Annotated in this window: 19 protein-coding genes; 6 read left to right on the top strand and 13 right to left on the bottom strand. The window is 42.7% G+C overall.

Going from position 1 to position 21,607, the window contains the following annotated elements; genetic code table 11:
• Positions 1–38 precede the first annotated feature (38 nt).
• The 4 genes from ACW689_RS03145 to ACW689_RS03130 form a co-directional block, all read right to left on the bottom strand.
• Complete coding sequence (locus ACW689_RS03145) at positions 39–488, bottom strand: hypothetical protein (protein ID WP_476288445.1); 450 nt, start codon at positions 486–488, stop codon at positions 39–41.
• A 43-nt stretch (positions 489–531) separates the two neighbouring features.
• Complete coding sequence (locus ACW689_RS03140) at positions 532–1,452, bottom strand: bile acid:sodium symporter family protein (RefSeq protein ID WP_476288601.1); 921 nt, start codon at positions 1,450–1,452, stop codon at positions 532–534.
• 81 nt (positions 1,453–1,533) lie between these two features.
• A complete protein-coding gene (locus ACW689_RS03135) occupies positions 1,534–3,861 on the bottom strand; it encodes a TonB-dependent receptor (RefSeq protein WP_476288444.1) in 2,328 nt (775 codons plus the stop codon).
• Positions 3,862–3,925: 64 nt separating this feature from the next.
• Positions 3,926–5,098: a helix-turn-helix domain-containing protein gene (locus ACW689_RS03130; protein ID WP_476288443.1), complete on the bottom strand. Its 1,173-nt coding sequence runs from the start codon at positions 5,096–5,098 to the stop codon at positions 3,926–3,928.
• Positions 5,099–5,239: 141 nt separating this feature from the next.
• Here ACW689_RS03130 and ACW689_RS03125 point away from each other — a divergent pair, with 141 nt between their 5' ends.
• Positions 5,240–5,926 carry a hypothetical protein gene (locus ACW689_RS03125; RefSeq protein ID WP_476288442.1) on the top strand — a complete coding sequence of 229 codons (687 nt, stop codon included), beginning with the start codon at positions 5,240–5,242 and terminating at the stop codon, positions 5,924–5,926.
• A gap of 368 nt (positions 5,927–6,294) precedes the next feature.
• Here ACW689_RS03125 and ACW689_RS03120 read toward each other — a convergent pair whose 3' ends face one another.
• The gene (locus tag ACW689_RS03120; RefSeq protein WP_476288441.1) at positions 6,295–6,654 is read right to left on the bottom strand and encodes a RidA family protein; all 360 of its coding nucleotides are present in this window, start codon (positions 6,652–6,654) and stop codon (positions 6,295–6,297) included.
• A 265-nt stretch (positions 6,655–6,919) separates the two neighbouring features.
• On the opposite strand from ACW689_RS03120, the gene ACW689_RS03115 reads away from it, so the two are divergent.
• Positions 6,920–9,202 (top strand): cytochrome c peroxidase, encoded by a 2,283-nt coding sequence (locus tag ACW689_RS03115; RefSeq protein WP_476288440.1) that lies wholly within the window; start codon positions 6,920–6,922, stop codon positions 9,200–9,202.
• Between the two features lie 63 nt (positions 9,203–9,265).
• Here the strand turns inward: ACW689_RS03115 and ACW689_RS03110 are convergent, their stop codons facing one another.
• From ACW689_RS03110 to ACW689_RS03100, 3 genes are all read right to left on the bottom strand, one after another.
• A complete protein-coding gene (locus tag ACW689_RS03110) occupies positions 9,266–10,960 on the bottom strand; it encodes a hemolysin D (protein WP_476288439.1) in 1,695 nt (564 codons plus the stop codon).
• Between the two features lie 153 nt (positions 10,961–11,113).
• Positions 11,114–12,295 carry an acetyltransferase domain-containing protein gene (locus ACW689_RS03105; protein ID WP_476288438.1) on the bottom strand — a complete coding sequence of 394 codons (1,182 nt, stop codon included), beginning with the start codon at positions 12,293–12,295 and terminating at the stop codon, positions 11,114–11,116.
• Between the two features lie 92 nt (positions 12,296–12,387).
• Positions 12,388–12,795: a hypothetical protein gene (locus ACW689_RS03100; RefSeq protein ID WP_476288437.1), complete on the bottom strand. Its 408-nt coding sequence runs from the start codon at positions 12,793–12,795 to the stop codon at positions 12,388–12,390.
• Positions 12,796–13,119: 324 nt separating this feature from the next.
• On the opposite strand from ACW689_RS03100, the gene ACW689_RS03095 reads away from it, so the two are divergent.
• The gene (locus ACW689_RS03095; RefSeq protein WP_476288436.1) at positions 13,120–15,102 is read left to right on the top strand and encodes a S8 family serine peptidase; all 1,983 of its coding nucleotides are present in this window, start codon (positions 13,120–13,122) and stop codon (positions 15,100–15,102) included.
• A 56-nt stretch (positions 15,103–15,158) separates the two neighbouring features.
• Here ACW689_RS03095 and ACW689_RS03090 read toward each other — a convergent pair whose 3' ends face one another.
• The 3 genes from ACW689_RS03090 to ACW689_RS03080 all read right to left on the bottom strand — a co-directional run bounded on the left by ACW689_RS03090 (position 15,159) and on the right by ACW689_RS03080 (position 17,425).
• Positions 15,159–16,427 (bottom strand): Xaa-Pro dipeptidase, encoded by a 1,269-nt coding sequence (locus ACW689_RS03090; protein WP_476288435.1) that lies wholly within the window; start codon positions 16,425–16,427, stop codon positions 15,159–15,161.
• 95 nt (positions 16,428–16,522) lie between these two features.
• Positions 16,523–17,110: a 1-acyl-sn-glycerol-3-phosphate acyltransferase gene (locus ACW689_RS03085; protein ID WP_476288434.1), complete on the bottom strand. Its 588-nt coding sequence runs from the start codon at positions 17,108–17,110 to the stop codon at positions 16,523–16,525.
• A 63-nt stretch (positions 17,111–17,173) separates the two neighbouring features.
• Positions 17,174–17,425, bottom strand: a complete 252-nt coding sequence (locus ACW689_RS03080) for a helix-turn-helix domain-containing protein (RefSeq protein ID WP_476288433.1) — start codon at positions 17,423–17,425, stop codon at positions 17,174–17,176.
• Between the two features lie 262 nt (positions 17,426–17,687).
• Between ACW689_RS03080 and ACW689_RS03075 the strand changes: the two genes are divergently transcribed.
• Positions 17,688–18,410, top strand: a complete 723-nt coding sequence (locus ACW689_RS03075; RefSeq protein WP_476288432.1) for an XRE family transcriptional regulator — start codon at positions 17,688–17,690, stop codon at positions 18,408–18,410.
• Between the two features lie 40 nt (positions 18,411–18,450).
• Here ACW689_RS03075 and ACW689_RS03070 read toward each other — a convergent pair whose 3' ends face one another.
• Positions 18,451–19,596, bottom strand: coding sequence for a S8 family serine peptidase (locus ACW689_RS03070; protein WP_476288431.1), 1,146 nt, complete (start codon positions 19,594–19,596; stop codon positions 18,451–18,453).
• 492 nt (positions 19,597–20,088) lie between these two features.
• Between ACW689_RS03070 and ACW689_RS03065 the strand changes: the two genes are divergently transcribed.
• Positions 20,089–20,427 carry an HIT family protein gene (locus ACW689_RS03065; RefSeq protein WP_476288430.1) on the top strand — a complete coding sequence of 113 codons (339 nt, stop codon included), beginning with the start codon at positions 20,089–20,091 and terminating at the stop codon, positions 20,425–20,427.
• Between the two features lie 20 nt (positions 20,428–20,447).
• Here the strand turns inward: ACW689_RS03065 and ACW689_RS03060 are convergent, their stop codons facing one another.
• Positions 20,448–20,858 carry a nuclear transport factor 2 family protein gene (locus tag ACW689_RS03060; RefSeq protein WP_476288429.1) on the bottom strand — a complete coding sequence of 137 codons (411 nt, stop codon included), beginning with the start codon at positions 20,856–20,858 and terminating at the stop codon, positions 20,448–20,450.
• Between the two features lie 152 nt (positions 20,859–21,010).
• Here ACW689_RS03060 and ACW689_RS03055 point away from each other — a divergent pair, with 152 nt between their 5' ends.
• A complete protein-coding gene (locus ACW689_RS03055; protein WP_476288428.1) occupies positions 21,011–21,580 on the top strand; it encodes a TetR/AcrR family transcriptional regulator in 570 nt (189 codons plus the stop codon).
• Positions 21,581–21,607 lie beyond the last annotated feature (27 nt).

Below are 21,607 nucleotides of genomic sequence, written 5' to 3'. Positions count from 1 at the left end.
GCTTTTTTGTCGTCTATTTGAGGCTTTTTTGATTGGCGCTAGTTAAGTACTTTAAGTTGCGTTAAATCGGTCACTTTTACAAAAGTTTGAAAGTAGTACGCGTCAGTTCTTTTGTGTTGACAATAAAAATCGATTTTCATCTGTCGGGCTTCGCCAGTCACTTCAATTTGTTTGTTTATGAAAAAGTCCTTTGGTTCTTGGCCATACAGTTTGATAAATTGGCGTTTAGCTTTGGGTGTTAGTTCAATGGTGATCGCGCGTCTATCTCTATAGTCGAGCTCGGTATTGAGGTACGTATATCCGCGCTGTTGGCCTACTGCTTTGATAAAAAAGCTGAACTTTCCTTTTACGGCATTGGGTGCCGCTGCTTCTGTTTGTGCGATCAACTTCATTGTCGCGAGCGTGTTAGCATCTATTTGTGTGTGAGATTGGGGTAACGAGCTACAGGCACTTAATGTAAGGCTCGCGACTAACGTAAAAACTCTCATTGCTTCGTCCATAAAAAAGGTAAATAGGCTGGGCAATTTACCATTATTTTATGGACTTGTGTGAGTTTTTGCTCCAATAACCAGCCAATAAAGAGCCACTGACATTATGCCAAATAGAAAATATTGTGCCTGCGATGGCACTGGCGGGGGTGAAGAACTTCATGGCCAACGCAACAGCGAGTCCCGAGTTTTGCATGCCTACTTCAAATGCGATAGTACGGCATGTTTTTTCATCTTGCTTGAGTAATTTAGGAATGAGGTAGCCGAGTACGAGTCCAAATGTATTGTGTAACACCACAGCCATTAGCACACTGGTACCCACAGACAATAATTTATCGTGACTTAATGCCACAATAATTGCAATGATCACTGTGATTGCAAGGACTGATATAGTTGGTAGGTATTTACTCACTTTGCAAATTTTCTCTGCCATAAGGGTATTCAATAGCAGTCCAATTCCTACTGGTAGCAAAACAATTTGCAGCAAACTTTTTAGCATGGCAAATGTGTCGATGTTGACCACTTGTCCTATGAAAAGCGTCGTGAGTAATGGGGTAAACAACACCCCTACCAAGGTGCTGATAGCCGTCATTGATATAGAGAGGGCAACATCGCCTTTAGCCAGATAGCACATTACATTACTGGCTGTGCCACCAGCAACGGTGCCAACTAAAACCATGCCAATGAGTAATTCGTCATTGAATGACATAAGTTGAGAAAGCACAAAGGCTAGTAGCGGCATAACACTAAACTGAAGCGCTATGCCTATTAGAATCGCTACTTTATTCTGTAAAGCACGCCTAAAATCAGTTGCTGACAGTGTTAACCCCATAGACAACATAATAATCATAAGCAGCGGGATAATTGTGCTTTTCAAGTTGATGAATAGGTTGGGTATCATCATTGCAATCATGCTTAAAGCAATTGCAAATGCAGGGAAGTATCTGACTATTAAAGACATAATATGGCGTTATTTGGGCAATAAGCGTCAGATACTAGCGTGGGTGGCTGCAAAATACCACCCATAAGCTCAATCAGTGAAACACTAAAATTGATAGTTTAGGGAAACCCCTACTTGACGGGGGGACGCTAAATAATACTCCGATACACCAAACGCAGCGGTGAAGTCATTGGCACCAATAACATGGTATTTATCGGTCAAATTAGTCACAAACAACGATGCTTTGAGTTGCTCTGTAATAGGGTAATCAGCATATAAGTTAATCAGAGAAATATCGTTTTGTTTTGCGTGTTCATTGTTGAATACATCATTATAAACATCGCTTCGATATGCCCAGCTTAGCCTTGCAGTGAGAGCTTTTGAGTTGTTGATCTGCCAGCTTTTTTTTATGCTAATTGTACTTGTCCATCTCGGTGTTTTGATTAAAGTACTGTCGGTTGTCACTTCCGTGGCGGTGCCAACGTCGGTGAATTTAGCATCCGTATAAGATACGCTCATAGATAAACTAGTGGCATGGGCAATCAAGGCCTCCAGCTCTAATTCTGCACCTTTAGTTTTGGTTGTACCGACGTTATCAATGAAGATTTCAACACCTGAATCTTCACCTGATTCACCGCCTCGTAGCTGCATATCTTTATGGTCAATTAAAAATGCTGTGGCATTCAAACGTAGTTGACTATCAAACCACTCAGAGCGCACTCCCAACTCATAAGAAGTTAAGTACTCGGGTTCAAAGGGTCGAGCGGAAACAGCGGTGTTGGCCACGCCGTTGAAGCCACCAGACTTAAAACCTCTTGAGGCATTAGTAAACCACATGATGTCTTCTGACTGGTGATATTGTATCCCTAGCAATGGCGAAAACACTCGCCAACTTTTTTCTATTGGCCCATCGATACTTGAGTCGGTCCTATCTATGACAACTTTATCGGCGACGTTTAAACGAGTGACAATCTGTTGCTTTTTATCTTCCCAAGTTAGTCGACCACCCAAAGTGACTGTCCATTTGGGCGCAAACCGGTAATTGCCATGTGCAAAAATAGCCAGGCTTTTATTATCTATTTCATTGTTAAAGGTATTGTCTAGATCAAGTCCAATATTTAAAGGATTGTTTGGTCCACCAATGCTGGTTGGGTTCTCAAGGGGCGAGCCGTCAAGCGGCCCAGGAATTGTTTCCAGCCCCAAATAAAGATTCTCGAGGAAGACAAATCTAAAGTCGTAGTCAATGTGCTCATCAATTGCAAATAGCCCTAATAGCCATTTAAAACCGCTTTTGTTATCGCTAGATAGGTTGAACTCTTGGCTGATTTGTCGCTGCGATTGTTCATCACGGGTGAAGCCAATATTAACGGGGTTGTTATCAAAATCACGGCCATAAATGGCACTCATGTCACGATAACTTGTAATCGACTTAAAATGCATTGTATCGGATATATGCCATTCTACCGTGCCACGATAACCGATTTGATCTAAGCGATTTTCATTCTCTGCATTGGACGCATTGAGATAGGGATCAGAAAACGTTTTTAACTTGGGTATAGGTTCAATTTCGGGGGAATAGAGCGCTATAAAATTAAATAAAGTAATTAAGTCGGCTTCGTCATTTTTTTTGCTTAACACCGATGGCGCGCTGCCATTTTTTTGCAGTTGACGATCAGCACTCAGTTCAATACTAAATTGATTGGAAGGTTTATAGCGCACTTTGGCTAAAAGGCTAAGTTCATCCTGTCCACCTTCAGTTTCACCATTGAGACGTTTTACAAACCCATCTCGAGTATTTTTAGCGATGGCAACACGAGTGGCCCATTCGCCATTGATTGGGGTATTGGCAACCATGGATACGTCGAGACGGTTGAACTCACCCGTTGTTAAACTGGCCTTGGCAAGCTGTTCATTGCTGACCTTATTGGTTAAGACATTAATCGCGCCGCCTATTGAGTTTTTGCCATACAAAGTACCTTGCGGCCCCCTGAGTACCTCGATACGCTCGATGTCTAAAAACTGTATGATGGAGCCTGCGGCGCGGGCGTGGTAGACACCATCAATATATAAGCCAACACTGGGATCTGTGGTTGGGATAGGGTCAACCTGGCCAACACCTCGCATCGTTATCCCTGCGCAGTGCGTACACCCCGAATTTTCACCGACAGTTGTGATCTCAATGTTGGGAATGAAGTATGAAGTATCGACTAGGTTATCCAAACCACGTTCGCTGAGAAACTCATTTGACATCACAGACACTGATATGGGGATGCTTTGTAAATCCTCCGATACTTTTCTTGCTTCAACCGTCACGTTGAGTAACTCATTCAAATCCAGAGAAAACAAGTCCACATCATTTCCTGCATAGGCAGGGGTTATCAAAGTGAGCATTGCATACTTGCATGCGCGTGCAAGCTGGTTTCGAAAATGCATTGTGTATCCGATTGGCTTTATAGGTACCTTTACTCTTAGTATAGACACATCAATATGTTATTTATTAGTTAACATGCGTTTTTTGATATTGGCTGGGTGTCATGCCTGTTAACGTTTTGAATGCTTTGTAAAAAGAGGAACGGGTATTGAAGCCTACGGACATCGCAATCTCCAGCACCGTATTATTCTCCGTTAAAAGCTTCACTTTTGCCGCCTCAACACGGGCTTTGCTGATACATTCGAAAAATGACGTCTGTAGCGTTTGGCTCAGTGTTTGGGATACGTATTGGCTTGGCTCACCTAGATGCTTGGCAAGCTTATATAGGGTTAAATCTGGCTCTAAATACAGCTGTTCATCAACCAATGCATGATGAATTTTTTGAGCAATGTTTTGCGCATGAACATTGGATAATGCCGAACGTTGGTAGCTTGGTGTTTGGTTGCTCTGCACATTTTGCGACGGCGCTGGCTCTAGCGCTTGTATTTCTTGGTAGGTGGTTATAAAACCAGGTTGTTGCTTCATACCAAAATAACTGAGCCACCAAGTGGTAAATAAAATAAGGCATTGGCCCCATTGTGCTTCTAATAAAGGTATGGGTAACTCATCTAAAACGAGTGCCAATACGGCCCAAAGCCAATTGACAATAAAAACGCTTGCTATCACTAACAGCCATCGTAATTGTTTACTGTGAATATCGCAAAATACCTGCTTGAGCATGAAGTGGTATTGTGCGCAAAGTTTAACGAGTCGATAGGCATAGAGCACTGTTTGTAAAAACCAGAAGGCGATCACAGCCATGATTGCCACACTGATAAAAACAACCAAGGGGGAATTTACAACCGTTTCATCAGTAAAAAACATGCTATGAAGAGTGCCTGATGGCACGATGAGTATTGCGAATGACAGGCTTAAAGACAGTAGTGCGGGGATATAATGTATAAGGTGCTTAGGTTTAAAACTCCAAGGTTTATTTGCAACCAAAGCATTGCTATATAACCAAAGACTGGGTGCTAACGTTAAAAAGCAGGGGGCGAGTAAAGCAATATATATCAGTGAGTACTGTGCAAATAAGTTGAAAATTACGCCACCCAAGCTGAGCAAAGTTAAAGCCAGCAGGAGTAAAAGCAATGGAATATAAAAGGCTGATTGGCGTACTTTGGTAGCGAAAAAGTGGCTGGAAAAAACGCCAATACCTAAGGCTAGACTCGAAAAAAGCAACTCCAATGGGTTATACATATAACTTCTCTGATTTTTATTTTATTGATTCTTAAGCTTATTTATTTTTTCTGTGTCCATGTTACGTGGCGTGGACGATATCCTTTAAATACAAGCTTAGCATGTACCTAACTTGAACGGACAATTTAATTGGGAGTGAGTATGTCACAATCTTTGGTACTTTATTTTCACATTCTAACTGGCACTATCGCGGTACTGGCAGGCTATATCGCATTATTTTCCAAAAAAGGTCAGTCACAGCATATTAAAGCCGGCAACTGGTATGTGGTTACGATGATCTTAATGGCCATCTCGGGTGCGGTGGTTGCGTATCTCAAGCCAATGGATATTAGTGTGATAGCGGGTATTTTTAGTGGTTACTTGGTGGTATCTGGCGTAGCCGTGTTTAGGTATGCCAATGAAAGAAAAGGTACGCTTAATGTTTTGCTTAGTTTACTTACTTTAGCAACTGGGTCGTATAGTTTGTACTGTGTGTACCTTGTAGAGCAGTCTGGCGTTGGCCATTACCAAGGCTTTGCTGCAGAACCTTATTGGATGTTTGCTATTTTACCCTTATTGAGCTTCATGTTTGATTTAAAGTATATGCTGGCTACAAACATTTCATACACCAGCCGATTGACCCGCCATATCTGGCGTATGTGTTTTGCAATGTTTATTGCTGTTGGCTCTTTTGTCGGTCAAGGGCTGCAAAGTATGCCTGAGGCTGTGAAATCGTTCGTATTAGTAGAGTACGCGGATCTGATTATTTTGCTGATTATGCTGTATTGGATAATTCGTTCACGCCGTATTTTTCCTCGTATAAAAAACAAACTGCTAGGTTTAGGTTAAGGAGTAAAGGGATCTTCAATCCTCATTTTTTCAGGTAGCTTCACTGCAAGAGCTGGGTGAAGCTTGTTGTTAATATAGGTGTGTAATGTAATCTCTACGAGAGGTCGTGTTAGAATTTGAATGTCCATATGTAAATTTGCTATTTCTGCTAGTAAGCGCTCGGCTGTGGACTTACTCGTTATGGCTATATTCCACGCGCTCAATATTTTATAGCTCAAGTGTAGGCTTGTTAGCGATACAAAGGTGGCGATGGGGCGTTAAAGTTGGCATTGATTGAGGTGAAATTCAGAAATTGAGCGAAGTCGCTAAAAAGTTTTAAGGGTTAACCCCAAGGCACGTAAAATGCGCTCAGGGTTAATGTTGGGGAGTTAATCTGCTTGTTTGACAGCAGCCACAACTGATACTTCTACTAGCAATTCTGGCCTTGCCATTGCCGCTTGCACGCAGGCTCTTGCTGGAGCATGACCTTCAGGTACCCATGCATCCCAAACTGCATTCATATCAGCAAAGTACTTCATATCGCTAATGTAAACGGTAGCACTTAATAAATGGTATTTGTCACTGTTTGCTTGCGAGAGTAACTCATCTACCTTGGCAAGCATGGTTTGGGTTTGCTCCGTGATACCTTGCGTGGCATCGCTACAAACTTGCCCACATAAATAAACCGTATTGTTGTGGACCACAATTCGGCTCATTCTCTGATTTGTATGCTGGCGAGAGATTGTCATATTTAGCTCCTACGTAAAACTGTAATTGTACACATAACACGGTCAATTTAGTTAGATAACAAGTTTAAATTAACCTTTATTTAACCTTTTTCAGGGTTCCATTCTTAACCATTGCGTTATCCTCACTTGTTTTTTTGTTTTACTCCTTGTAAATCATTGGTTTAAGTTGGTTTTGGCGAGTCTTTTATTTTGTGTTTTGCAAATGTTAATTTTATGGTGTAGCTTTGCTCTTTGAGTGCAATCTCACAGATCAAAGGAAACTATTATGACAACCATAAAAAGACGGATCGCCTTGTGCACAAGCTTACTGATGCTCGCTTGTCACGTTGTGGCGGTTGAAAATACTCAAACTGTTCTAGCAAGTAGTAAAGTCAACAGCTCGGACGAGGAGCCTAGCTTGGATGAAAAGTTAGCCAAGTTGATTGAGCAACATGGATTAACAGGAGATTTAACAACGGGTGCCAATATCCCCTCAGTTGACGAACCTGAGGTCAAACTTGGTAAGTTGCTGTTTTTCTCAAAAGCGCTGAGTGGTAACAAGGATGTAGCATGTGCAAGCTGCCACCACCCTTATTTAGGGGGAGGTGATGGTTTGGCATTGCCAGTAGGCACGTTAGCGAAAGATCACGATGTTTTAGGGCCGGGCAGGGAAACAATAACCGGGCAGTTTTATGTGCCAAGAAACTCGCCAACTTTATTTAATGCTTGGACTGAAAAGCGCAGCTTATTCAGAGATGCGCGCGTTGAGTTTTTAGACTGGTTAGCGCCAGAAAAAGGGATTAGTACGCCAGATGTGCCTTTTCTTGAAGCTGATCCGAATGCGGGTGATAGCTTGCTCGCAGCGCAAGCACGCTTTCCTGTTGTTACAAATTCGGAAATGCGCGGCTTTGACTTCATGCCTGGGCAGCCAAATGAAGCGGTACGGGCGCATTTAGCCGCACGTATCGGTGACTATGGTGCCGCGCAAGGGGAGTTATTCAAAAACAACTGGCGTGAACATTTTGAGCGTGTGTATGGGGCTGATACACCCCAAGGACAGGAGGTTGTGACTTACGCTAATATTAGCAAGGCGTTGGCCGCTTATCAAAAGTCGATGAACTTCACCAACAACCCTTGGTTTGCTTATGTACGCGGTGATAAATCAGCTATCAGTGAATCACAAAAACGTGGTGCCTATTTGTATTTGTTCTTGCCACCGCCACCGTCAGACGGGGGAGAAGCACCTGAGGAAATTCCAACTCAATGTATTGGTTGTCATAACACGGATAGTTTTACGCAAACCAAAGTATCAAACTATCACCGCTTAGCATTTCCACAAATAGGGCCTGGTACTAATTCGGGGGAAACCATGACTAACGACCTTGGTCGAATGCACCGCAACGGTAGCGAAGCTGACATGTTTAGTTTCCGCTCTGGCACATTACTGAATATTGAAGTTACAGGGCCATATGGGCATGCGGGTAATTACGATACGCTCAGAGAGGTTATGGACCATTACAACGATTATCGACCAGTACTGAGAGACTACTTTGATAACAAAGGCTGGTGTAAGCAAGCTCAATTTAAACACCGTGCCGATTGTGAAAGCTTGTTTCCTGACGCTGAGGTTAATACTGAAAAAGCGGCGGAAATTGTTGACTTTGAAATTCAAGATGGTGCGCCGGTACTCGTGCCGTTAGAGCTAGACGAGCAAGCACTGACCGACTTGGTAAACTTTATGAAAGCACTCACCGATCCTTGCGTGAAAGACGCTGCTTGTTTACAAGCTTGGCTACCGCAACCTCAAGAGGGAGACCCAGATGGTTTACAATTGCGTGCTAAAAATGAGTTGGGCGCGCCTTTGTATTTACCTGCGAATTGCCTAGAAGGAGATACGGTAAGCTCGGGTGATATGCTTGCATTAGATCAGGGTGAATGTATCAGTGGCAAACAGCAGTATTTTAAAGTGCGTGTGGAGCAAGACAATACCACACTCTATTTCAGCACTCGAGGCGCTCAGGCGAGTACGCGCCTGCTTTATAATGTCAATACATGGGCATCTCCTGAAAATGTGCAGGTAAGCTCTGAGTCCATTAATGGTGAACAAGTATTAAAAGTAACGGTGAATAAAGGCATACATTATTTAAGTGTGTCAGACCCAGTTCATTATCAATCCATGATGATCGCTGCCAGTTTTGAAAGTGCATTAAGGGAGCCTGGAGAAAAACCTAAAGTGATTGAAAATGCCTGCGCCACTTCTGCCCCCATAGATTACGGGCAACTTTTTGACGAGCAAGCGATGTGCATCGCGTCGGGTAAGTCACATTTCTATATCAAAATTGAGCAGCCAAATAGTCAAGTTGTGATCCGTACTGAGCATGGTCTGGGTAATACTGATATTTATGCTGGCTCTTTTTGGCCAAGCCGTAGTTTCTATGATTTTGCCTCACAAAATAGGGGTAATCATGAATATTTAAGACTCGATGGACTGGCACCTGGATGGTACTTTATTTCTGCTATTGGCGATGGCAGTAATATTGGTTCGTCAATCGAAGTAGATATTAAGTAGCAATTATTAAAAAGCGAGCCAATAGCGGTTTAAGCTATTGGCTCCAAAGTCACTTGCAGTGACTTAGGGTTGGGTAATTATCCATTTAGCAGAGTCTTGTTCTGGCTTACCATGGCGATTTAGGTGAATGCTATTGTCGCTGCTATCTAGCCAAAAGTACTGTTGCCAGTGCGTATTTTTGATATTCCATATGCCACCTTGATAGATAAGTTGATAGGCAGACTGGCGAGGTGAATCAACCAGCTTGGCATCGCCTGAACTGCGGCTGCTATAGCTAAAAAATAACTCAGGGTTATTTTTGCTACGCAGGTAGAAGCTGTTCTGTTCGAGGGGAACTTTGATAAACTCTGTCGCTTGCGGATCGTCGGCAAATAGTTTGGCATTATTATTTAAGCCTGAACCGCTGCTAACTGCTTGACCACTTAAGGCGGACTTTATGGTGATCACTTCTCCTTTATCAGCAGGTTGCGCAGTGGGTTGCCAATCACTTGGTGGGGTTTTCCAAGTCAGAGATTTCCAACGCCAGTTATACGGCATATTCATATGCGGGTCGAATAAATCTTCATAACCCGATTGTGCCTCTATATTGTATAAGCATTGACGGCGTTCAGAATCAAGTTGTGCGACGCGCTCTGATTGGCTGAGTGTGCCTACTTTTAGCTCGCCCATGCACTCGCTGAGGGTTTTACCAATACCAGTTTCACCAGGTGCTAGTACATAGGTATGATCGCGGTGATTTTGTTGTTCGTACCAGTTCAGCATTGCTTGCTCGTCAAAAGACAGCCAATTGTTGACCAATTGCTGCGCTTCTGCGCGGGCCACATTTTCTCTTTGTTCTGGGAGTGTGGCCATGGTACGAATAAATGCGGCCCATAAGTCTTTGCTGGCTTCAAGTGCAACCAGTGCTACGGGCTTCATGCTACTCGCTTTGTAACTGTCCCAGCCAGCTTCTAATCTGGTCGACTCGTTCCAAATTACATCACCGCTGGTGAAGTCCAACACATCTTTGGTATCGTGGCTATGCTGTTCAGCACCCTCTGAACATAAGTAGGCTTTTACTTGCCACACTTTTTCGTAGTTGTCTGCAGGCAAACGTACTGTGTGTTCTGGACTAAATGAGTCTTGGAATAGGTGGACGGCGCGACCAAACAAAAAGTAATTATGATCCACCTCTGTTAAAGCTGAGTATCCGCCGCCATCCCATACTTTAATCCGTTTTTGTTCTGCCATAGCGGCATCTATGAAATGTTGTACGAAGCGCTGCTGGGCGCGGCTCGCTGCATCTACACCGCCTTGACCACCTACATCATCGTAGCGTCGCATGAAGTGATCTTGCTGCAGATCAGCAGGTTCTTGCGAGACTGCGCTAAAGCAGTTTGGCCCCGTAGGGTCTACACTGGCATTGGACACATTGAAACCTGCGATGTCTACCCAACGCTCACCGACAATCGCCGCATAAATACTGTCAAATCTAGGCTGGTAAAGCTTATTACTATTTGCCTGTGCGCTAATCTTTTCAATTTCGCTGTAAGCACTGCTCAGATCGGTATTTTTAGCGAGCCCTTTTTGCCAATTCACTCTAGGATCATTGGGGTCGGGGGTAATGATGTGCTCTGCATCTAGTATTTCCAGTGCAGCTGTGCGAGTGAGCCATTCGTGCCCCATTGGCATCACACCGCTACCGCCGAGTTGTGTAAATGCAAAACTCGATGACGTAGTTGTTAATGCAATAATTAGAGCAAGATTGGTTGCTTTCATAGGATCTCCCGTGGATAACTTATTATTTTTATAAACATTCATCCTAGAATGTTTTATCCAAGAGACACTAAATCATTTTTATTAATATTACAAATTTTTTACTTTGTGTGGTTTTTTGTATCAAATTTACCTTTTTTGTATCTAATTTTCCCCTTACAGGTAGCTCAATACGAGCCTATTAGAACGACGTTTTAAGGCTGCATATTGTTTACATGGATAGTAGAGAATCGCAATGAGCAACATCCAAACTAAGTAACTTAGAGTGAGGTTAGCTTGATAATTACTTGGTAAGTTATTTGCGAAAAAGAGGTTGAGTGGCTCACCATATTGCAACCAGGTGTAAAGGTGTGCCCCGACATTAATAATCGGCACATGAACGACGTAAAAGAACAACGGCACGGAGCCAAACACTTTAAGCCACAGTAAGCTTCGGTATAAAAAAGGACTTGTGACTAAGCGTTCAAGCTGTGCAAGCAATACCAAACCAGGGCCTAACGTCATACACAAATACTGTAACGAAGGCGGGTATTTATGGGTATTTAAAAACGACATAACAGAGCTTATCCACTCGCTTTGAGTTTCGAACACGTTGTTGTCACCATAAAAATTAGTGGCACGTAATAACATAAATAACAATGTGATGGCGATGCCAAGCCGAGTTAAGAATTGGATGCGCTGTGGTTGCGACCAATTGTAAACATGCGCTGTTACATAACCAATAGACATCACACTAAACCATGGCACGATTGGATACGCGACATTGAATTGAATATTTAATGTGGTGATGGATAACAAGCCGGGTAAATGTAGTGCCGTCCACAATCCACCCATTGAACCAAGTAAGGTCATCATAAGCTGGTCATCGAAGGCGTTGTGAAATAGCAAAAATGGCACACAGACAATTAAAATCCAAGTATTACTGAGGTAAATAAGTAATGACAGCAATATCATGGAGCAGCCTATTGCCCACATAACTTGTAATATCAAAAGGTTGTAGCTTATTTGCCAACTAGGCGTGATGATCGCAATCTCTAGAATGATAAGCCATACACCCCGACTAAAAAGAAAGTTTCTAAGTTGTGTCTTGTCTTTGACTTTCTGGCCATACAAAAATGCGCTAACGCCTGTTAAAAAAATAAATAGAGGGGCACAAAAATGGGTGATCCAGCGGGTAAAAAACCAACTCCAATCGGTTTGGGCTAGGTCGGTTGGCGAAAAACTGGTCGCGCTCCAAAATGCTCTACTGTGGTCTAATGCCATTAAAACAATGATTAAACCACGTAAAATGTCGATTGAGTCTAATCGAGGTGATTGATGACAAGCCTCGTTCCCCATACTTACCTACTCTATATTTTTGCTATCTGTTGTGTATTTATGAGTGTAGGTAATTCGCCATAAATGTAAATTTTTTGTTTAAAATTGAGTTTTTAATTGGAGTTCGTGGTGGCTTTTTGTGCAACAAGCCACTCAAGTGCGGGTTGTTCATTAAAGAAACTTTTTACATTGAGCTTGTGTTTGATGGCAAAGGCTTCAATTAAGTCACTTTTGAAATCAGCTGGGTCCACGATTCTGGCCAATGTTAATGTTTTAAACATGCGTCGTACGCGTTTTAGAACACTCAGCACATCGCTACTGTGGTACTCAAGCTTAAGTAAGGTCACATCAAGTAGTAAAAGATTGATTTGTGTTGTCTTGGAGGTGTTGGCAATACATTCATACATACTCACGACTTCTTGTGGGGTGCAGCGACCTTTTGCTATCACATGGATATAGCCAATAGCATGGTGGATCTCCATGGTGTAAGAAAAGTCATCAAGCGCGGGATCCTCGTTCATACAAGTAGACCAAAGTTCTGAAATATACCCTTATTTTTAGCAAACAGAGGGCGAAGCAACAAGTTGTTAATGTGAAGGAATGAAAAGAAAATAAATTCGAAAAAATGAAATTAACTTTGTCCCTCTTTTTCATATGCTTACCCGAAAATTATGTATTTTTTTATATCTTATTCGTTAAATTTATATTGCGCTTTTGATATTCGTTCGTTACGTTGTACCTGTATAGGGTTTTTGTGAAGGGGTTACTTTTGACCAAAAATCTATCACGCAAGCATTCAAAAAAGGAATGCTATAACAATAATTAACAGCGAAATTGGATACAACATGAACAAACAGTTTACCTTGAGTGCGCTCGCATTATCGCTTTTGGCGGCTAGCAGCAACAGCGCGATAGCAAATGAAGAAAAAACGTATATAGTGAAGAGTAGCCTTTTAACTTTGCAGGGGCAGCACAGCGCAATGGCGCAACAAGCGGATAGCCTTGTCCAGCAAAATAAACTCCAAACGCTTTCTTCAACGCTGGAAGCACAAATTAGTACCGTGACCTTGAGTGCAGAGCAAGCGCAAATCTTGCGTAATTCTGGACAGTTTGAATACATTGAAGAAGACTTTGAATACCAACCATTTTCAGCAGTACAGGTCAGCCCTTATGGGATTGCAGAGGTTCAGGCAGATTTACTTTCTGACAGTAACGCTGATTTGCTAAAAGTATGTATTATCGATTCTGGATATGACTTAGGTCATCCAGACTTACCACAAAATGCGACGGGTTTTGCGGATGCTGAAGTGGGACTATGGTACCGAGATGGCAGCGGCCACGGTACACACGTAGCGGGTACTGTTGCAGCGCTTAATAACACGCGAGGCGTCGTTGGTGTTTTACCAAATGATAAAGTGGCTATCCATGCGGTTCGTGTATTCGATGACAACGGTAAAAAAGGGTATAACTCGCGAATTGGCCGAGCGGTAGATAACTGTGTGTCTAATGGAGCTGATGTGATCAACATGAGCTTAGGTGGTGCAGGTAAAAGTCAATATTTAGAAGAACGCCTCAACGCAGCCTATGATAAAGGCGTTTTGCTCATCGCAGCCGCAGGTAATGCTGGCGATACCTCATTAAGCTATCCTGCTAGCTACGATAGTGTTATGTCGGTCGCAAACATTAATGAACATCGAGAAAAATCAGAGTCATCTCAGTACAATGCGCAAGTAGAGATTGCCGCCCCAGGCAGTGATGTTTTATCAACCGTACCTAGAGGTACAGGGGTTGTTGCGGGAGTCAGTGTTGCAGGGCAAACATTTGACGCCAGCGGTATGACGCATTCTTTTGAAGGCAATGTAACCGCAACACTCAGTGATTGTGGTGATGGCTTAGCGGTTTGTTCTGCTCCTTCGAGTATTTGTTTGATTGAACGCGGTGGTGCTTCGTTTGCGCAAAAAGCGAAAAATTGTCAATCAGGTGGTGGTGTAGCTGCGCTTATTTACAACAATGTTGCTGCGGCATTTTCGGGTACTTTAGGTGATGACAATAGTGGTGTGACGATCCCTGTTCTTGGCCTTTCACAAACTGATGGTCAACGCTTAAAAGCCTACATCGGGCAGCAAACTAACGCGCAACTAGAAGCCATCTCGGACTATGATAAAAAGTCTGGTACCTCTATGGCAAGCCCTCATGTTGCGGGCGTTGCAGCACTTGTTTGGAGTCAGCATACGCAATGCTCCAATGTCGAAATACGCCAAGCTTTAACAGCGACTGCCATCGATTTGGGTGACGCGGGTCGTGACCACAAATTTGGTTATGGCTTGGTACAAGCTAAAGCGGCTTCTGATTACCTTGCTGCGAAAGGATGTGGTGGCGATACGCAAAATCAATTGCCACAAGCCGCATTTACTGCATCTTGCGACGCGTTAAGCTGTACTTTTGACGGCAGAAACAGTACAGATCCTGATGGTCAAATCGTCAGCTATGAATGGCGAGTTGATGGACAAGCCTATACAGGTCAAACAATCACTCACCAATTTGCTCAGGCTGGTCGTTATTCGGTATCGCTTACAGTGACTGACAACGGTTCTGCAAGTACGTCGGCCACAAACACTGTGACAGTATCTGAAGGCAATACGGGAAGTGGGTGTGATGGCTTAGAAGCTTGGTCTGCGACCAAAACTTATTCAGTTAAAGGCGCTCTGGTTTCTTATCAAGGTAAAAAATACCGTAGCAATTGGTGGAATATCAATAAGAATCCAGCAGAGCATTCAAATGTTGGCAATGCATGGCAAGTATGGACCGATTTAGGTACTTGTAATTAAACTGTCTCTCAAACAAAGAATAAGGCCGAATAAATCGGCCTTATTCTAGTTTATCTTTATTGTTTATATATTTGCCCATCTTTCATCACAAAGGTGACATTTTCCAAGGTTGCAATATTGTCCAGTGGGTTCTCTTCTACTGCAATGATATCTGCCAAGTAGCCTTCGGCGATTTTACCCAGCTTGGGGTGTTGCATAAGCGTTGCGCTATTAATAGTTGCTGCTTGAATAGCCTGCAACGGTGTCATACCAAACTCTACCATACGAGAAAACTGTTTGCCGTTATCGCCATGGGGATAGATAGCTGCATCTGAACCAAATACCATTTTCAAGCCTGCTTTGACGGCTCTTCGGAAGCTTTCACGTTGTGCTGCAGACACTTGACGCTCTTTGTTGAGGTTTTCTTCAGGCACGCCATTGGCTTCGCCAAACGCTAAGGTGTATTCAGTGTTATAAATGTCGCAGGATAAAAAGGTACCATGTTGCTTGGCAAGATCCATGGCCTCCTCATCCATAAAGCTACAATGTTCGATACTGTCAACACCCGCTCTAATCGCTGCTTTGATGCCATTAGTACCGTGTGCATGTGCTGCAATGACAAGCCCTCGAAGGTGTGCCTCTTGCGCTGCGGCTCTCAATTCTTGCTCAGTAAACTGTTGCGCACCGACTTTAGTACCTTTGGAAAATACGCCTCCCGTGGCGCAAATTTTTATCGTGTTGGCGCCATATTTGATATTTTCACGCACTTTAGCACGCACAGCCCACGGGCCATCGGCAACCCCTTCGGCAACGGATTTTTTCTCTGGTGCGCTGAAGTTGTCATCACAGTGACCACCAGTTATCGAAATCGAATGCCCTGCACTGTATATTCTTGGGCCTGTGACTTCACCAGCATCAATGGCATCTCTTGCAGCAATGACGCTGTATCCGGGAGCACCTAAATTACGCACTGTTGTAAAACCTGCCATCAGGGTTGTCTGAGCATTTTTAACCGCTTTAATGGTTTTTCTCGGAATCGAGTAATTTTTAGCAGCGAGAAAGTTATCGGTTGGATCACTGGTGAGGTGCACATGCATATCCATCAAGCCAGGAAGCAACGTTTTTCCTGAGAGATTAATGACTTTTGCATCGATTGGGATGGTCATCTGTCCCTGTTTGGTTATTTTAACGATGTGATTGTCTTCAATGACAACACTTGGGTTGGAAATACGTTCACCTGTTTCTACATCTATATAGGCGCTTGCGTTGAGCACGGTTATCTGGGCTTGTGCATTGGCGGCATTTAAAAGCAAAGTTGCACATGATGTTAAGAGTATTTTTTTCATCGTTGTTAGTTCTTAGTTTTTACATCGGATTGCTCAGTATAGGAAAGTAATCAGTCATCGTGACAAAGTTGCGACAAAGATCAGGTAACAAGCGCTTAGTTACCTGATACCTGTTGTGGGTATTTAGCCATATTTTTATCAAATAGTGTCGTTACTCTTTCTAATTCAGAGTCAATATCGCCTGTGATATGAATCGCGTCCATAATAATGAAGCGCTTGCTACGGTAATCGAGTGCCATAGGTACGACGGGAACATGGGCCGATTTAGCGATATGTAAAAAGCCGGTTTTCCATGTTGTTGTTTTTTTACGAGTCCCTTCAGGGGCAATGCCTAAGATCAGTGCTTCTTGATTGGTAAATACTTGAGTTATTTGACTGACCATACCATGCGCATGGCTGCGTTCGACGGGGATCCCTCCCCATTTTTTTAACAGCCAACCTACAGGGCCAATAAAAATACTGTGTTTACCTAGAAACTTGATCTCTATATCTAGGCTGAGTTTGACGGCAATCGCAATAAAGAAATCCCAATTGGATGTATGTGGGGCAACTGCTGCGACAAATTTACTATGTTCAGGGAAGTGCCCCTGAACTTGCCAACCTAATAAGCGAAGTAGGGCTTTGCCAATCGCTCTTCCTAAAAAACTGTTTGTTCGAGGAATTTGTTTTGGGATGTCAGTCATATTTGTATTCTTATTTTATTTGTCAGTGGGCCGAGCATATTGAACGCGATGGCCTGTACTGTTTTACATATCAACATGTTGCATGCCCAAGATAACATTAGCAACATCCAGCAAGTATACATCTTCGAGCAGGCCTATCACGTCATTCCAGCGCGGATTGTACTCATTGTTTTCCCAACGTCTCAATGTGCGTTCTTCAATGCCGTAGCTTGCGGCTGATTCCGCTTGTGTGTAACCACGGCATTTGCGCGCAAATTTTAAAATATCAGACCCTTTAGGCGTACGGCACGGTTGAATATCAACTTTTGACAGCATAATTTATAATTTCCTTCATTTATTACGCAAATTTTCGATTGTTCAGTGAAAAGTTACATTATCTGATGTACAATGCATCGATAAATACGCGCTAGCGGAGACATAAATGGATTTCTCGACTGTATGAGTGCGTATTAAATTGAATTTTAGATCTAAAAATTACGCATTTCAAATGTTATTTTTACTTTTACACCATTTTTTGATCTGGTTGGTGTTAGAAAACGCGGAATTTTTTACTCTCTAATATGAAGGGAAAATAGGTATGTCTGATAACTTAAACAATAGCGCAGATAGCGTGGGTTCTGCTTCTACTTCATTTTCTACGCGAGTTGAACAAGCTATTAAACCAGACAGTATTCGCACGTTTGCGTCGAAAATTGGTGTTTCTGAAGGTACTTTGCGTAGAATATTAAAGGGAGAAGACCCTAAGCTGAGCGTGATTGAGCGGATCGCTGAGCAATCGGGTGTTGACTTTATGTGGTTAGTCAAGGGAATGGGTGAAGCACATGCTCAAGGTACTTCTCCGCTATTGAGCCAACGCGTCGTCAGCGTTGATGAATTTGAAGAAGAGTTTATTTTGGTTCCTGGCTATCATATTTCTGTGAGCACAGGGCATGGCGCATTTAATGATGCGGCACGTATCGAACGCCATTTAGCATTTAGGAAAAAATGGATAGATTATAAAGGGCTAGACAAAAGCCAGTTGGCCGTCGTGTTTGCTAAAGGTGACTCAATGGAGCCAACTATTCACAACAATAATACTATCTTGGTAGATTTATCTGATAAAAAGCTCAGTGAAGGTTTAATCTATGTAGTTCGTTTAGGGGAAGAGCTCTATGCCAAGCGATTACAACAGTATCTTGACGGTTCTGTAAGATTGATCAGTGACAATAAAGAGTATGTCGATCAACATGTTCAACCACATGAATTAGAACAACTAGAAATTATTGGCAAAGTGGTGTGGATAGGTAAAGATTTGGCGTAAAACGGTGTATCAAAATGATACACCGTGGTGTTTCTGGGGATTATAAATGAACGATGCTGTCAGCATTACCGTCTGGATCGCCGTTGGCTTTGCCGTCTGTGCTAGGGTTGCCATTGCTCATCATGATCACAGCACAAGCCGCTGGTGATGCCATTGATGTGCCTGACATAGTGGTTGTGCCACCACCGCTGCGTGTTGACAGAATACTTACACCCGGCGCCGCGTAATCAACTGGTGGATTACCATAGTTTGAGAAGCTAGCGAAATTGTCGTTAGCGTCAGTTGCTGAAATGGTAAATACGCGATTATGTGATGCACTTGCTGGAGATACATTGCTTGCATGTTGGCTTTCGTTACCAGCTGCAACGACAAAAAATGCACCTGACTGCTGAGCTGCGTTTTCAACTGCATCATTTAGTTCTTGGTTAAAACCACCGCCTAAACTCATGTTCGCGCAATCACCAGAGCTTGCATTTGCTGCAACGTGGTCAATACCGGCTAATACGCCAGACCAACTGCCCGAGCCGCGTGCATCTAGAACTTTTACTGGCACGACAGTAGCACCTGCGGCCACACCGACAACATCAATGTTGTTATCTAGTGCAGCGATTGTGCCTGCTACGTGTGTACCGTGACCATTTTTATCATCCATGCCAGCATTACGGCCTTTGGTAAACGCTGAAAAACCTTTGCTTGCATCCACATTTAAGTCGGCGTGATCAAGGTCAATACCTGTATCAAGAACCCACGCTGTATGGTTGCTGCCATCAACAGGACCACCCACACGCGTTACACTCCATGGCGTTTGTTGCGCTGCACTGATATTTACATCAGGTGCTGCCTGAATGTTTGCTGGGTTTGCATACACTTTACCATCAGGTGTGAAGCGCATAACATCGCCACTGTCGGCAAATAATGTTTTTGCTTTATCACAACTCATATTAACAGCCATACCTTTGATGCTGTTTTTATAAATGTGCTTAGCTTGCGCGTTGGCTTTTGTCACCATACCTCGTGCTTTTCCTTCCACATCAAACTTTGAGATACCGTCATTGAAACGCACGATACAGGTATTTGCGATTTCAATATCCGCAGCCGCACCTTGGAAGCTGGCATCTTGCGCAAATGAAGCTGTGCTAGACATAGCAAAAGCGATAGACAAAGTTAGAAGAGATTTTTTCATCATGTTGTTCCTATTTTATAATTATTAGTTTTTTAACCTTTGTTAAAGGTTGTTTACAAATTTGGACATAATTTAACAGTTGTCAAAGTTGAAATGATAAAAAATCTATATTTCCCCTTCTAGGTGCATAAATGAGTTTTATTGTGGTTTGATGTGGAAATTTAATTTCATTTGTAGATCTTGATGGGTATAAATATGCGGTCTCGGTGGTTTTCTGCCCATGCGCAATTTGGCGATAATTCGCTTTTTCAGTATGCAAATTTCTACTTAACCTCAGCTGCGGATAAGAGTTTTGATAGCTAGCAATAGAAACATTGCAACTATTTCGACATCCAATGATGATATTTCGCTTAATATCAAGGCATTTTCGCGAAGTAATAGTAGGCTATTACAAGTGGAAATAACGCAGAGAGTGAGCGAAATAGCTTTATTGGGCAAATTCGCTTATGTGCAGCTGAGGTTATTTAGCTTAGAGAGGTGAATCTAAAGGAAGCAATGATGAATCATGATTTTTATTGTGAGCAGGTATTGAGTGGTAAAACGCCAATCGATATTGTTTATGAGAGTGAAAAAGTGTTGGCATTTCATCATACTCAACCATTTTGGCCTGTACATATTGTTGTCATTCCTAAGCAACACATTCCCTCACTCACTCATTTAGGAGAGGCTACTGAAGTGCAACTACATCAAGTGCTTGAGGTGGTTCGCATTGTGGCGCAGGATGTAGAGCAGCGTTTTGGTGCCTGTCGTGTTCTGACTAATCTAGGTGATTACCAAGACTCAAAACATCTGCATTTTCACGTTAACTATGGTGATCTTCTTGGTACACCATAGTTAAGAGAACCTAAGCTGAGTTACGCAATTTGTCGTTCGGCAGTGCGGATAGGTATTTCATTAATGCTGGCATCCCGAGTGTGCATCAAGCCCTGCTCATCAAATTGCCAATGTTCATTGCCATATGCTCGATACCATTGGCCTGCCTCATCTTGATATTCATACTGAAAATGAACGGCAATACGGTCATCACTGAAGGTAAATAATTCTTTTCGAAGCTTATAATTTAACTCTTTTTGCCATTTTTGCGTTAAAAATGCTTCGATTTGCTCGCGGCCTTGTAAAAATACACCTCGGTTTCGCCACTTTGAGTCGGGCGTATAAGCGAGAGCTACTTCATCTGGGGCTTTACGGTTCCATAAATCTTCTGCTCTTTTGACTTTTTCCTTTGCAGTTTCAAGCGTGAATGGGGGAATAAGTGGTTTTGTCATTGATTGCTCCAAAGTAAACAGATTTGTCTCCCTTTTAAGGTATACAGATTTGTTTCCTTTCGCAACCGTTTTTTGTATTGAGTTTCTGAAATAGACGTTGGATAATCTAATTTGATACTAAACTTATCTGTTTACCTTTATAAGGAGAGGTTATGCCCGCGGTGTCCAAGCGAGCGCATTTGATAGCGCATGCCTTAGAGCTGTTTTATCGCCATGGCTTTCATGCTACTGGTATCGACTTGATCATCGCGACTGCCAAGGTGTCGAAGAAGACACTTTATAATCACTTTGAATCTAAAGATGCACTGATAGCGGCGGTTTTAGAGAAGCGCGATAATGATTTTTTTGATTTTCTAACGAGCGGTGCAGTGGCTAACAGTGAATACCCAAAAATGCAGCTCATCGGTTTATTTGATGTTTTAGATGAATGGTTCAATCAGGATAATTTTTTTGGTTGTATGTTTATTAACGCCGCTGGTGAGTTTTCTCAATTTGAGCATCCTTGCCATCAATTGTGTGCGTCTCACAAGCAACGAATTGCTAATTGGGTATTGGGCTTGTGTGAACGCGCTAAGCTTATTTCGCCGGACGTTTTAACCAAACAACTGATGTTGCTCATGGAGGGCGCGATTGTTGATGCCCATGTAAATGGCAATAAAAATGCAGCAATTGACGCCAAAACGGTCGCTAAGTTGTTGGTAAATATTCATAACCAGCATTAAGTTATCGTAACATTAAAATATTTGAGT

It is taken from the genome of Pseudoalteromonas sp. ABE4_541, assembly GCF_056312285.1.
Note: the sequence above shows the minus strand (reverse complement) of the source record. Positions and strands in the feature narration are given on the sequence as shown.

What these genes read in the sequence shown, in the direction of transcription:
- ACW689_RS03065 (WP_476288430.1), top strand. Translation starts at nt 20,089, where the DNA reads ATGATGAATCATGATTTTTATTGTGAGCAGGTATTGAGTGGTAAAACG.
- ACW689_RS03130 (WP_476288443.1), bottom strand. Translation starts at nt 5,098, where the DNA reads ATGTATAACCCATTGGAGTTGCTTTTTTCGAGTCTAGCCTTAGGTATT.
- ACW689_RS03105 (WP_476288438.1), bottom strand. Translation starts at nt 12,295, where the DNA reads ATGGGGAACGAGGCTTGTCATCAATCACCTCGATTAGACTCAATCGAC.
- ACW689_RS03060 (WP_476288429.1), bottom strand. Translation starts at nt 20,858, where the DNA reads ATGACAAAACCACTTATTCCCCCATTCACGCTTGAAACTGCAAAGGAA.
- ACW689_RS03055 (WP_476288428.1), top strand. Translation starts at nt 21,011, where the DNA reads ATGCCCGCGGTGTCCAAGCGAGCGCATTTGATAGCGCATGCCTTAGAG.
- ACW689_RS03120 (WP_476288441.1), bottom strand. Translation starts at nt 6,654, where the DNA reads ATGACAATCTCTCGCCAGCATACAAATCAGAGAATGAGCCGAATTGTG.
- ACW689_RS03090 (WP_476288435.1), bottom strand. Translation starts at nt 16,427, where the DNA reads ATGAAAAAAATACTCTTAACATCATGTGCAACTTTGCTTTTAAATGCC.
- ACW689_RS03125 (WP_476288442.1), top strand. Translation starts at nt 5,240, where the DNA reads ATGTCACAATCTTTGGTACTTTATTTTCACATTCTAACTGGCACTATC.
- ACW689_RS03110 (WP_476288439.1), bottom strand. Translation starts at nt 10,960, where the DNA reads ATGAAAGCAACCAATCTTGCTCTAATTATTGCATTAACAACTACGTCA.
- ACW689_RS03145 (WP_476288445.1), bottom strand. Translation starts at nt 488, where the DNA reads ATGAGAGTTTTTACGTTAGTCGCGAGCCTTACATTAAGTGCCTGTAGC.
- ACW689_RS03100 (WP_476288437.1), bottom strand. Translation starts at nt 12,795, where the DNA reads ATGAACGAGGATCCCGCGCTTGATGACTTTTCTTACACCATGGAGATC.
- ACW689_RS03085 (WP_476288434.1), bottom strand. Translation starts at nt 17,110, where the DNA reads ATGACTGACATCCCAAAACAAATTCCTCGAACAAACAGTTTTTTAGGA.
- ACW689_RS03070 (WP_476288431.1), bottom strand. Translation starts at nt 19,596, where the DNA reads ATGATGAAAAAATCTCTTCTAACTTTGTCTATCGCTTTTGCTATGTCT.
- ACW689_RS03075 (WP_476288432.1), top strand. Translation starts at nt 17,688, where the DNA reads ATGTCTGATAACTTAAACAATAGCGCAGATAGCGTGGGTTCTGCTTCT.
- ACW689_RS03080 (WP_476288433.1), bottom strand. Translation starts at nt 17,425, where the DNA reads ATGCTGTCAAAAGTTGATATTCAACCGTGCCGTACGCCTAAAGGGTCT.
- ACW689_RS03135 (WP_476288444.1), bottom strand. Translation starts at nt 3,861, where the DNA reads ATGCATTTTCGAAACCAGCTTGCACGCGCATGCAAGTATGCAATGCTC.
- ACW689_RS03115 (WP_476288440.1), top strand. Translation starts at nt 6,920, where the DNA reads ATGACAACCATAAAAAGACGGATCGCCTTGTGCACAAGCTTACTGATG.
- ACW689_RS03095 (WP_476288436.1), top strand. Translation starts at nt 13,120, where the DNA reads ATGAACAAACAGTTTACCTTGAGTGCGCTCGCATTATCGCTTTTGGCG.